Here is a 13,331-nt window from a genome sequence, read left to right on the forward strand (position 1 = left end):
GATGATATCTTGATTACCAGTATTCTTTACACCACAGTGCATACAAGCCTTAGGCTTGTATGTAAGAACTCCATGTAAAACGAAATGATTTATTTCATGATACTTTTCAAGTGGCAACAGATGCATATATTTTGGTATTGTAATATCGATATTATTGTCGAAAATACCGCAGAGTTTTTTTTATAATAGATGTATGGGACATGATCTTTCCTTCTTTCTGTATTCGTCGTAGTTTACATGCATTAAGGATATTATGTCCTTTTTGCGTACACAAAAATAGTGTCAATGAGATTCAACATGAAATCTCACCAACACTATCTATTATAGAACCCTTTTTTTTTGTCTTCGTCAACTTCAACTTAAATGAAAATCGCGCATACAAAGTTGCAGAAAATTTTAAAAATTTGTGCGTGATTGTTTTTACTGACAAAAATTATAGTTTGATACCATTGACATAATAAAATAATGAGATAAAATGATATTTATATTAAAAATATGTTAGAAGTGGGAGATTTCTATGAAGATAAAGAAAAGTTTTTTGGTTACGCTAGCAACTGCGGCTTTATTAGGTGCTTGTGGTAGTAATGGGGGGAATACTGAAGCTGCAAATGGGGAAGCAAGTGCGGTAGTCAATTATGTGGCACCAACTGAAATTGCTACAATGGACTCAGTATTAGTAACAGATATGAATAGTGCTAACTATATTGGACATGTTCAAGAGGGTTTATATTGGGAAAATGATGTAAATGAAATCCAACCAGCCTTGGCTGAATCATTGCCAGAGGTTTCTGAAGATGGATTAACTTATACAATCAAAATGCGCGAAGACGCAACTTGGTCAAATGGTGATCAAATTACAGCTCACGATTTTGTATATGCAATTCAACGTTTAGCTAATCCAGATACGGCGGCACCATACTCATACTTACTAGCAGGATTTGAAAATGCTGAAGGTGTTTTGAATGGTGATCAAGCGGTTGAAGAATTAGGTGTTGAAGCTTTAGACGATTATACTATTGAAATTCGTTTAGAAACACCAATTCCATATATTGAAAACTTATTAGCTTTCACGCCATTATATCCACAAAACCAAGCTTTCGTTGAAGAAGCAGGGGATGCATACGGTACTGATTCAGAAAGTCTTGTTTTCTCTGGTCCATTTACTATGACTGACTGGGATGGTACAGGTTTAACTTGGTCGTTAGTGAAAAATGAAGACTACTATAATGCTGATAAAATTGCCATTGATGAAGTAGATGTTCAAGTTATCAAAGAAGTTTCGACAAACGTCAACTTATTTGAAGCAGGTGACGTTGATAACTCATTATTAACAGGAGAATTAGCTAAGCAATATCTAAATCATGAAGACGCTGTACAACAAGCGAAAGCGAGAAACTACTGGGTAGCCTTCAACTATAATAACGAAGTATTCCAAAATAAAAATCTTCGGGAAGCGATCGACTATGCAATCAACAACGAAGAGTTGGCAACTAATGTAATCGGTGATGGATCAAACCCTGTATCTACATTTGTACCTGAAAACTTTATCTTTAACCCAGAAACGGAAGAAGATTTTGTCTCTGAAGTTGCAATTGAAGATAAATATGATCCAGAAGAAGCAGCTAGACTTTGGGCATTAGCACAAGATGAGTTAGGTGTTGAAACATTAACACTGAACCTATTAGGTGATGATGACGAGAAAAGTAAAACAACAGCTGAGTATATCCAAGGACAAATTGCAAATAACTTACCAGGTGTCACTTTAACATTGCAAAATGTACCTAAGAAAAACCGTCTAAGCCAGGAAGATGCACGTGATTATGATTTAGTTATTACAGGTTGGGCAGCTGACTTTGCAGATGGTATCAACTTCTTTGAATTATTTGAAACCGATGGCCCATACAACCGTGGGGACTATTCAAACGAAGCTTATGATGCAGAAATTACTGCTGCTAAAGGTGAAAATGCCAATGATCCAGTAGCACGTTGGGAAAACTTTGTTGCTGCCCAAGAGGTATTAACAGAAGATGCGGCATGGATTCCGTTATACCAAGAGGTAGAAACACAATTAAGAAATCCTAACTTAGAAGGTATCACTTTCAGATCGGTAGGCAACGAATTTGACTTACGTACTGCCACTTTAATTAGTGCAGAATAAAATACAATAATTGAACAAGTGACAAGACAACCGTAGATAAAATTTCAACGGTTGTCTTTATTTATGAGGGGATTATGAATATTTCATGAAAATAATGAGAAGAAAAGATTGACAACGTATTCAAAATCTAGTAAATTGTCTCCATGTTGTAATAAATATCTAATTAAGCAATTTGCTTAAATATGGAGGATGTTCTTATGGAAAGAAAAAGTTTATTTAAATCACTTGCAGTGATTGGTTTATCAGGTTTAGTGCTAGCGGCCTGTGGTAATGGAAGTGACAATTCAGGTTCAAATGGTTCTGGCGAAAGCGAACAAGTATTGAACTGGACGACAACTTCTGAATTACCAACAATGGATACGACAATGGTTACAGATACAGTTTCATTTGATATGATGAACAACGTTAATGAAGGTTTATACCGTCAAAATGCTGAAGGTGAATATGAAGCTGGTGTATTAGACGGCGAACCGGAAATTTCTGAAGACGGTTCTGTATACACATACAAAATTAAAGAAGATGCTACATGGTCAAATGGGGACCCTGTAACAGCTAATGACTTTGTATATGCATGGCAACGATTAGTTGATCCTGATACAGCAGCGCCATACTCATACTTAGCGGACGGTATCATCCAAAATGCAACTGAAATCATCGCTGGCGAAATGGAACCTTCAGAATTAGGTGCTGTTGCGGTTGATGATAAAACATTAGAAGTAACATATGCGAAACCTGTGCCATATTTGGAAGGTATACTATCAATGGCACCATTCTACCCACTTAACCAAGCTTTTGTAGAAGAACAAGGTGAAAGCTATGCAACAAACTCAGATACAGTTTTATATAATGGACCATTTGCCTTATCTGGTTGGGATGGTACAAACTTGAACTGGTCATTAGAGAAAAATGATAACTACTGGGATGCAGATAATGTTCAGTTAGATACAGTTAAATACCAAGTACTTAAAGAAACTTCAACTGCATTAAACCTATTTGATTCTGGCGAAATTGACTATACTACAGTATCTGGTGAATATGTAGCGGCTCGTGAAGGTGATCCAAACATGGATAATGCGCCTGAATCGACAGTGTTCTTTATCAAGATGAACCAAGAACGTAACGGTGAAGAAACACCATTAGCGAATACAAATATTCGTCGTGGTATCTCACAAGCGATTGATAAACAATCATTTGCAGACCAAGTGTTACAAAATGGCTCGCTACCTGCTGACTACTTAGTACCAGAAGGATTAGCAAGTAACCCATCAACAGATGTTGACTTCCGTGAAGATTCAACTGAAGGTACAGGATTTGTTGACTATGATGTAGAAGCTGCTCAAGAAGCTTTCAATGCTGGTTTAGAGGAGTTAGGTACTGACTCAATTACACTTGAATTATTAGTAGATGATTCAGAAAATGCGAAACGTTCAGCTGAATATATCCAAGGACAATTGCAAACAAACCTACCAGGTTTACAAGTACAAATTGTTTCAGTTCCGTTCAAAAATCGTGTAGCAGCTAATAACAGTCAAGACTACGATTTACAAATCGCAGGTTGGGGTGCTGACTATGCTGACCCAATTAACTACTTAGAATTATTCGTAACTGATGGAAATAATAATAATTCTGGTTACTCAAATGAAGAGTACGATGCGTTAATCCAAGCTGCATCAGATGAAACTGAAGACTTAGATAAACGTTGGAGCGATTTAGTCGCAGCTGAGTCTTTAATTTTAGAAGAAGCTGGTATCGCACCATTGTACCAACGTTACGGTGCTTACTTAGAGCAACCAACAGTTGAAGGCGTTGTTCACCACCAAGTTGGTGCATCAACTTCATTCAAATGGGCTTCAAAAACAACAGCAGAATAATTTCAGCTGACATTTGGAACTTATTGAAACAACCCGCCAAGCCTTGGCGGGTTGTTTTTATTATGATATGTGAGGAATGTTGACGCTAAATGATAATTGTGTTAGAATTTGTACTGCTTTTGGTGAATATTTCTAAGAGATTGACTAAAATACAAAAAATTCTAGATATGTCACCAAATGGATTTATTTGCGTTTTAAGGTGAGTTAGGCTTATGAATCCCGGCAGTACTAAGTGGGTAATAAAAAGGCCTTAACCGCAGATTAAGACCAAATTGAAGGTGGGTTGATAGGGTTTTGCTTACTAGAAGTTAGGTAAGAAAAATAACATGATTAGGAATATAATGTTTCATGGTAATGATAACTAGTATAACATATCATAAAAAGGGCGGATAATTTGGTCCACCCCGGGTAATTCTATATAATGTAATAGGCGATTAGGAAGATTAAACTTATTGCTAATAAGCTGCCACCGATTTTTAGGAAGCCGATGTACCAGTTGCCAATTGATTGGGACAAATTTTGTACATTTCTTTCTGAGTCATCATCATTTTTTGAATTATTTTGTGAGAAAACACTTGGTTTCCACTTACGCCAACTGTACTGAAACAGGTCAAAAGTCCCGTCTTTAAAGATTAATCCGAATAAACCGAGGATTAAAAAGGGCGCTGACAAGTAAAAGTAGCTATTGCTCAAGTAAAATAAAGTGATACCTTCTTGCAAAAAAATTGATATAATGAACGGTATCGTGGCAAAAAGCAAAAGGATGCTTTTCCAACGTTTATAAATCATTGATAGATCAAATCCTTTCAGATATGTCAATAATTTAACACAATATAGGAGGTGAAGCAATTTGAAATCGTATTACAAATATCTACTTCGAAGAGTATTTTATATGTTCTTAACAATATTTCTAATTGCAACAATTACATTTTTCTTAATGAAACTGCTTCCAGGTACACCTTTCCAAAATGAGGACCGGTTATCTGCGGAACAAATCATTATTATGAACGAACGATATGGTTTGAATGATCCAGTGATCGTCCAATACGCACGTTACATGTTAGGTATTTTTACAGGTGATTTAGGTGTATCTTTCCAATTCTCAAATACACCAGTTACTGACTTATTAAGTAGCCGTATTGGACCGTCATTACAATTGGGTGGTCAAGCAATCTTGTTCGGTACATCATTTGGTATCATACTAGGTGTTATTTCAGCTATGTACAAGAATACTTGGATTGACTCTACTGCTACATTCGTGGCTATCTTGGGTCGTTCAATTCCTAACTTCGTTTTCGCGGTATTACTACAACTAGTATTTGCCGTACAACTAGGTTGGTTCCCAATCGCTTTATGGAACGGTTCATTTGCAGCAACAGTCTTACCGACATTAGCATTGGCCATTTCGCCATTAGCCGATTCGAGTCGTTTCATCCGTACCGAAATGGTCGACGTATTGAATTCAGACTATATTGAATTAGCGCGGGCGAAAGGTTTAAGCAAAACAGCCGTAGCTTTCAAACATGGTGTACGTAATGCCTTAATTCCATTATTAACATTATTAGGGCCATTAACAGTTGCCTTGATGACAGGTTCAATGGTAGTAGAAAACATTTACGCAATTCCTGGTATTGGTGAGCAATTCGTTAAATCAATCCAAACAAATGACTATCCAACAATCATGGGTATCACAATTCTTTACTCATTCATGTTAGTGTTAATGTTATTAATTGTAGATGTGTTATACGGTATCGTAGACCCACGTATTCGTGTAAGTAATGAAGGAGGGGAATAAGATGGCTGAAAACAATCAATCATATAAATCAATTGCAGCTGACAAATTCCGCCCAGCTACGCAACATGACCACGTCGCTGAACGTGAGCAAATTGCTGGAGAATCATTGAACTTCCTTCAAGATTCTTGGCGTCGTTTAAAGAAAAATAAAGTAGCGATTGTATCCCTAGTGGTATTGATCATTATCGTCATTCTTGCTATCTTGGCGCCAGTGATTGCACCTGCAGATCCAAATGCGCAAAACGTAGCCTTTGCCAACCTACCACCAAAGATTCCTGGATTGGAAAACTTTGCTTGGTTTGATGGTAAATCAGAAGTAGCCGGAACAGCTATTGACCAATACGCTACCAATAATGTACCAGAGGGCGTTTACTACTACTTAGGTACTGACGCTTTAGGACGTGACTTATTATCACGTGTCTTATACGGTACACGTGTATCGCTATTTATCGGTATGATGGCCGCCTTATTCAACTTAGTAATCGGTGTACCTTACGGTATTATTTCGGGTTGGAATGGTGGTCGTATTGACAACATCATGATGCGTTTCTTAGAAATCCTATCAGGTGTACCGAACTTGGTTATCGTAATCCTAATGTTATTAGTATTACAACCAGGTATCATGTCAATCATCATTGCATTAGCAATTACAGAGTGGATTTCAATGGCTCGTGTAATTCGTGCGCAAACAATGAAAATTAAAAACCAAGAGTACATCTTGGCTGCCCGCTCTTTAGGTGAATCTGCATGGAAAATTTCTTTCCGTCACATCTTACCTAACCTGTCAGGTATCATTATTATCCAAACAGTATTCTCAATTCCGTCTGCGATTTTCTTCGAAGCGTTCTTGAGTTTCATCGGTTTAGGTATTCCAGCACCAAATGCTTCTCTAGGTACATTAATCAATGATGGGTACAAGACATTTAGATTCTTGCCTCATTTAATGTGGTACCCAGCGGGTGTAATCTGTATCGTCATGATTGCATTCAACATGTTAGCAAATGGTTTGCGCGATGCTCTAGATCCAAAAACGAATGATTAAGGAGTTGAGCAGAATTGAGTAATAAAACAGAAAACATTTTAGAAGTAAAAGACTTAGAAATTAATTTCAAAACGTATTCTGGTGATGTTCAAGCCATTCGTAAAGTGAACTTTGACTTGAAACATGGGGAAACGTTAGCAATCGTAGGTGAGTCTGGATCAGGTAAATCTGTAACCGTTCGTACCGTAATGCGTTTATTAGCCAATAACGCTGATGTTAAAGGTGGTCAAATCCTTTTTAACGGCGAAGACTTATTGAAGAAATCTGAAAAAGAGATGCAAGGTATTCGTGGTAAAGATATCGCCATGATCTTCCAAGATCCGATGACTTCATTAAACCCTACAATGAAAATTGGTAAGCAAATTGCTGAACCGATTATCTTACACCAAAATAAATCTAAAAAAGAAGCCTATGCAAGAGCGGAAGAATTACTAGAATTAGTAGGTATTCCAAAAGCACACGAACGTATGGACCATTATCCACACCAATTCTCAGGTGGACAACGTCAACGTATCGTTATTGCGATTGCCTTGGCATGTAACCCGCGTGTCTTAATTGCGGATGAGCCAACAACGGCTTTAGACGTAACCATACAAGCACAAATTCTTGAATTAATGAAAGAATTACAAGATAAAATTGATACATCAATCATTTTCATCACACATGACTTGGGTGTTGTTGCAAACGTTGCTGACCGTGTGGCCGTTATGTACGCTGGTAAAATCGTTGAATACGGTGATGTGGACGAAATCTTCTTCAACCCACAACATCCTTATACATGGGGGCTAATCGGTTCAATGCCAACATTAGATACTGCAGGTAAATTGGTTTCAATCCCTGGTACACCACCAGACTTATTGGATCCGCCAAAAGGTGACGCCTTTGCCTTACGTTCTGAATACGCGATGGAAATTGATTACGAGGAAGAACCACCGTTGTTCCAAGTATCGCCAACACATGCCGCTGCAACCTGGCTATTACACCCAGATGCGCCAGCAGTAGAAGAGCCAGCTGAAATTCAACGTCGTCACAAAATCTACGAAAGTCTATCAAAAGGTATCGTGCCAGAAGGCTACAACGATGGTGCACCTCGAGCTGAGTTAGATAATCATACTGCAGTGGTTACATCAGCAGATACTGAAGGTGTGATTGCAACAGGTGGAGTAGATAGGGAAGGAGATGACGCAATTGGCTAATGAGCAAGAACCAATTTTAAAAGTCAGAAATTTAAAACAATACTTCAATGAAGGCTCAAAAGGTGAAGTACGCGCCATTGACGATATCTCTTTTGACATTTTCAAAGGTGAAACATTTGGCTTAGTTGGTGAGTCTGGTTCTGGTAAAACAACTACCGGACGTGCTGTTATGCGTTTATACCAACCAACTTCAGGTGAAATCATTTTTGAAGATAAAGATATTGCTTCATTAAAAAATCGACGTGATATGTTAGATTTCCGTAAAGATATCCAAATGATTTTCCAAGATCCGTATGCATCTTTAAACCCTCGTATGAAGGTTGAAGACATTATTGCTGAAGGTCTAGAAATTCACGGTTTAGTGAAGACAAAAACTGAACGTAAAGCGAAAGTCGCTGATTTACTAGAGCAAGTTGGGTTAAACCCACAGCATGCTACCCGTTACCCACATGAGTTCTCTGGTGGACAACGTCAACGTATCGGGATTGCACGTGCACTTGCAGTGGCACCAAAAATGATTGTAGCGGATGAGCCAATTTCAGCCCTTGACGTATCGATTCAAGCCCAAGTAGTCAACTTGCTTGAAGAATTACAAAAGGACTTTGGCTTAACATTCCTATTCATCGCCCATGACCTTTCAATGGTGAAATACATTTCTGACCGTATTGCCGTAATGTATATGGGTAAAATAGTAGAACTTGCTGATGCTGACGAATTGTATTACCACGGTCTACACCCTTATACGAAGAGTCTTTTATCTGCAATTCCTTTGCCAGATCCAATCTACGAACGCAACCGCCAACGTATTAGTTACAACCATGAACCTTTCAAAGGTGACGAAACAATGGTTGAAATCGCACCAAACCACTTTGTATACTGTTCACCAAATGAAGTTGAATTATATAAAGAAATGCGTGCAAACCAAGGCGAATAATCAAATAGAAAAGGTGACTTCGGTCGCCTTTTTTATTTGCCCACAATTGTATGTCAACCATACTTATGGTAGAATAACTAGGACATTAAAACGGAGGGGTATCTTTTGTATAATATATTATTAACCATTCTAATTATTATCGCCTTTTTACTAATTCTAGTAGTTGTTGCACAACCTTCTAAAGGAAACAGTGCAAGTAACTTAACTGGTGGTGGCGATGCAATGTTTGGTAAAAAGAAAAAAGCACGCGGATTTGAAGCTGTTTTAAATCGATTTACAATCATCTTAGGTGTAGCCTTTATGGTGATTGCCTTACTATTAGCAAACTTATCTTCATAACATTTGGGCGGTTCTGCTAGGGGACCGCTATTTTTATGCCTTACGTTTGCTGATGACAATGCAATTAATTGATTTAAAAGCGAATAAAACTTACAATGGAATAGCGAAGTCATTATGTATAAATTATGATAATATAGTAAGATTGAGAGTGGATATGCATGCAAGCAAAATTACCAGAACCATTTTTCTTTGAAGGTGATGAAAGGGCAGTAATCCTTTTCCACGCCTTTACAGGTACTTCGAACGACGTGCGGATGTTGGGACGTCGGTTAAATCGTGAAGGTTACACTGTTTATGCACCTCATTTAACAGGACATGGCACTATGGACGTCTTCGATTTAATTAAGGAAGACAATCCAGTTGCATGGTTACAAGACGGTCAAGATGCCTACGATTTTATGCTTGAAAAAGGCTATAAGCAGATGGCAGTTTTTGGCTTGTCATTAGGTGGTACAGTGGCTATCTCCGTGATTTTAAATAATCCGGCAATTGGTGGGGGCGTATTTAATACACCTATTGTCACAGATCAAGCTATTACTGATTCCAATGTACCAACATCATTTATGACCTATGCCCGAAAAGTCCAAAAATACGCTGGTAAGACCGAAGCAGAAATTAACCAGTCGGACAACAAAGTAGCCCAACAATTACATACAACCCTTACCGGTGTTCATGCCATGAACCGTGACTTAAGCGCACGACTAGATGAATTGAAAGTGCCAATCTACATTGCAGCTTCTGGTCAAGATGAATTAGTTGACCCAACCGCTGGAGAGCAGTTTGCAGATGCCATTACCACTGCACCCGTTTATTTAAATACCTTTAATTCAGCAAGGCATGTAATCACAGTCGGTAAATACCACCACGAATTTGAAGACACAGTAATAGAATATTTAACCAACCTAAATTGGGAGTGAAATAGTGAGTAGAAAAATTAATTATATGAAAAAAGAAATCCTTGCCGAGTTGGCGAGTTCAGAAGAAAATTACACAGCACAAACTTTAAGCCAAGCTTTGTCTTATGACCAAGCAGACGATTTTGCCGATTTGGTGAAAACCCTCGCTAAATTAGAGCAAGCTGGTGACATTGCCATTACAAGCAACGGTAGCTTAAGTATCAAACAAGACAAAGCCACTTATACAGGGGTATTTACCCAGAATGCACGTGGATTTGGTTTCGTCAAAACTGATGAACTTGAAAAAGACATTTTCATCGGTAAAGGCAAAACCAATGGTGCCTTGCAAAGTGATGAAGTGCGAGTAAAAATCACCAGAGAAGCTCATCCTGCCAATGACAAGTCAGCTGAAGGTGAAATCGCTGAAGTATTAGTCCGCCATACGACACGTCTTACAGGTGAGTTTACGCCCTTTAACGATAATGATAAAGCGTCAACAGGTTTTATCGGTAGCGTGAAACCGCAAAACCATGGTTTAGACAATTTAACCGCCTTGGTAAAACCAGACGGATTACATCCAGTAGAAGGTGAAATCGTTGTTGTCGAATTAGTGGATTATCCAGATGACCAACACCCATTTGCAGTTGTGGGTAACGTCATCCAACAAATCGGTCATAAAGACGAGCCAGGTGTAGATATCCTTGCCATTTTAAACATGTTTGAAATTCCGCATGAATTCCCTAATGAAGTTTTAGATCATGCCAATGAAGTGCCTGAAACCATCTCAAATGATGACTTAAAAGGACGTAAGGACCATCGTGACTTGTTGACTATTACAATTGATGGGGCAGATGCAAAAGACTTGGATGATGCCATCTCATTAAGTAAATTGCCAAACGGGAACTTTCAATTAGGCGTTCATATTGCTGACGTGTCTTATTATGTGACAGAAGATTCAGCTATGGATAAAGAAGCCTATGAACGCGGGACGTCAGTTTATCTAACAGACCGCGTAGTCCCAATGTTACCGCAACGTTTATCTAATGGTATTTGTTCATTACATCCAAATGTGGACCGCTTAACAATGACAGCTATCATGGAAATTGACCATAACGGCGGTATTATTGATTATGATATCCATCCGTCAATTATCCACTCAGATTACCGAATGACTTATTCAGATGTGAATGCCATTATCACAGATAATGATCCAGCATTACGGGAAAAATACAGTGAGATCACTGATATGTTGGAAAATATGGCTGCCTTACATGAGATTTTATACAATAAACGTGTTAGCCGTGGTGCCATTGACTTTGATTCTCGTGAAGCGAAAATTATAGTTGATGGTGAAGGTCATCCCACAGCGATTGAAATGCTTGATCGTGGCGTTGGGGAGCGGATGATTGAATCGTTCATGTTATCAGCCAACGAGACAGTTGCCGGCCACTTTACAAGGAAAGTATTGCCATTCATCTACCGTGTCCATGAGCAACCGGATGAAGATAGAATGCAACGTTTCTTAGAATTTGTGACGGCCTTTGGTATTGTGCCACAAGGGACAAAATCTTCTATTCGTCCAAAAGATATTCAAAATGTCTTGCGTGAGGTTGAAGGAGCGACTTTCCAACCGGTTGTATCCATGATGTTACTGCGTTCGATGAAACAGGCGAAATATGATATTGAACCAATCGGCCATTATGGTTTGGCGGCTGAAGATTACACTCACTTCACATCACCAATCCGTCGTTACCCAGACTTGATTGTTCATCGTTTAATTCACTTCTATGAAAGTCATGCACGTCCAAATGCAGACAAACAAGAGAAGATGAAGATGAAATTATCTGATATAGCAGAACATTCTTCCAAGATGGAACGTCGTAGTGTGGATGCTGAACGTGAAACGGATAGCTTGAAGAAAACAGAATTTATGCTGGATAAAATTGGCATGGAATTTGAAGGAATCATTTCGTCGGTTACTGGTTTTGGTTTATTCGTTGAATTACCAAATACAGTTGAAGGTTTAGTCCATATTTCTATGCTAAAAGACGATTACTACAACTTTGTAGATAGCCAGTTAGTGATGATTGGGGAGCATACTGGTAAAACTTACCGTATTGGGGACAGAGTGACTGTTAAAGTTATGGATGTTAACACAGATACACGTGACATCGATTTTGTCATTGTGAAGAGTGAAGATAACGGTGAATCAACTAGTTTACAGCGTCAAGATAACCGTAAAGGTGGACGAGGCAATAATAAAGGCCGTAAAGGTAACAATAGAAGCCGTAGACGTCAACAAGATAAAGAATCGAATGGTGGCAACCGCCGAAATGACCAATCTAGTGCTAGCAAGTCTCATAAGGAGAATAAGAACAAGCACACAGGTAGACCTGGTCAGAAGAGTAAAAAGTCCGGTAGCAAGCCACAGAACGGCAAAGCTGGCGGTCAAGGACAAAATAATAAGCAAAATAGCAATAGTAAGAGTAAAAAATCAAATCAGAAACGGAGCTTTGTCATTCGTCAAAGTAAACGCAAATAAAAGATTTGAACAGTTAGAAGGTGACTAAATGGCAAAAGGCAAGAAAGTGCAGAAAAATGACGATAACGTCGTTGCACGTAATCGAAAAGCCAATCATGATTTTACGATTTTAGATACAATCGAGTGTGGTGTGGTCCTAACAGGGACTGAAATTAAATCTGTCCGCCAATCACGCTTGAATTTAAAAGATGGGTTCGCAAGAATCGATCGCGGAGAAGTCTGGATGTACAATGTCCATATTTCCGAATTTGAGCAGGGGAACATGTTTAACCATGACCCACTACGCCCACGTAAACTTTTATTGAAGAAAGCTGAAATTAATAAGTTACTAAAAGAGACACAAAGGGAAGGTCATACCCTAGTGCCACTAAAAGTTTATATTAAGCGCGGTTACGCAAAAGTGCTATTAGGTGTAGCTGAAGGTAAGAAAAAATATGACAAACGTCGTGCTTTAAAAGAGAAAGATATGAAACGAGAAGCGCAACGAGCATTGAAATTATAATGGTTCTTTTACAAATAGTGTTGGTAAATAATTTTAAAGCACACGAATACGTTTTT

11 protein-coding genes are annotated in these 13,331 nt (G+C 38.4%); 10 read left to right on the top strand and 1 reads right to left on the bottom strand.

Going from position 1 to position 13,331, the window contains the following annotated elements; genetic code table 11:
• The first annotated feature begins 517 nt into the window (after positions 1 to 517).
• Together AC973_RS06025 and AC973_RS06030 are read left to right on the top strand one after the other, a co-directional pair.
• Entirely contained in the window at positions 518 to 2,158 is a 1,641-nt protein-coding gene (locus AC973_RS06025) for a peptide ABC transporter substrate-binding protein (RefSeq protein ID WP_048728609.1), read from the top strand.
• A gap of 197 nt (positions 2,159 to 2,355) precedes the next feature.
• Entirely contained in the window at positions 2,356 to 4,029 is a 1,674-nt protein-coding gene (locus AC973_RS06030) for a peptide ABC transporter substrate-binding protein (RefSeq protein WP_048728613.1), read from the top strand.
• Between the two features lie 414 nt (positions 4,030 to 4,443).
• On the opposite strand, the gene AC973_RS06035 is transcribed toward AC973_RS06030, so the two are convergent.
• Positions 4,444 to 4,749, bottom strand: a complete 306-nt coding sequence (locus tag AC973_RS06035; RefSeq protein WP_225968943.1) for a DUF3899 domain-containing protein — start codon at positions 4,747 to 4,749, stop codon at positions 4,444 to 4,446.
• A gap of 130 nt (positions 4,750 to 4,879) precedes the next feature.
• Between AC973_RS06035 and opp3b the strand changes: the two genes are divergently transcribed.
• From opp3b to smpB, 8 genes are all read left to right on the top strand, one after another.
• Positions 4,880 to 5,824 (top strand): oligopeptide ABC transporter permease, encoded by a 945-nt coding sequence (gene opp3b / locus AC973_RS06040; protein ID WP_048728616.1) that lies wholly within the window; start codon positions 4,880 to 4,882, stop codon positions 5,822 to 5,824.
• A gap of 1 nt (position 5,825) precedes the next feature.
• Positions 5,826 to 6,866, top strand: a complete 1,041-nt coding sequence (gene opp3C, locus AC973_RS06045) for an oligopeptide ABC transporter permease (RefSeq protein ID WP_039935894.1) — start codon at positions 5,826 to 5,828, stop codon at positions 6,864 to 6,866.
• Between the two features lie 14 nt (positions 6,867 to 6,880).
• Complete coding sequence (locus AC973_RS06050; RefSeq protein ID WP_048728618.1) at positions 6,881 to 8,062, top strand: ABC transporter ATP-binding protein; 1,182 nt, start codon at positions 6,881 to 6,883, stop codon at positions 8,060 to 8,062.
• Complete coding sequence (locus tag AC973_RS06055; protein ID WP_107069904.1) at positions 8,055 to 8,996, top strand: ABC transporter ATP-binding protein; 942 nt, start codon at positions 8,055 to 8,057, stop codon at positions 8,994 to 8,996. The genes AC973_RS06050 and AC973_RS06055 overlap by 8 nt, the downstream gene beginning before the upstream one ends.
• Positions 8,997 to 9,101: 105 nt before the next feature.
• Entirely contained in the window at positions 9,102 to 9,335 is a 234-nt protein-coding gene (secG, locus tag AC973_RS06060; protein WP_003143098.1) for a preprotein translocase subunit SecG, read from the top strand.
• Positions 9,336 to 9,493: 158 nt separating this feature from the next.
• Complete coding sequence (locus AC973_RS06065) at positions 9,494 to 10,252, top strand: alpha/beta hydrolase (RefSeq protein ID WP_048728629.1); 759 nt, start codon at positions 9,494 to 9,496, stop codon at positions 10,250 to 10,252.
• 4 nt (positions 10,253 to 10,256) lie between these two features.
• Positions 10,257 to 12,773, top strand: coding sequence for a ribonuclease R (gene rnr / locus AC973_RS06070; RefSeq protein WP_048728639.1), 2,517 nt, complete (start codon positions 10,257 to 10,259; stop codon positions 12,771 to 12,773).
• A 28-nt stretch (positions 12,774 to 12,801) separates the two neighbouring features.
• Positions 12,802 to 13,275 (top strand): SsrA-binding protein SmpB, encoded by a 474-nt coding sequence (gene smpB / locus AC973_RS06075; protein ID WP_048728644.1) that lies wholly within the window; start codon positions 12,802 to 12,804, stop codon positions 13,273 to 13,275.
• Positions 13,276 to 13,331: the final 56 nt, after the last annotated feature.

It is taken from the genome of Carnobacterium sp. 1290_CSPC, from assembly GCF_001053265.1.
In the GTDB taxonomy this organism is placed as follows: domain Bacteria; phylum Bacillota; class Bacilli; order Lactobacillales; family Aerococcaceae; genus Aerococcus; species Aerococcus urinaeequi.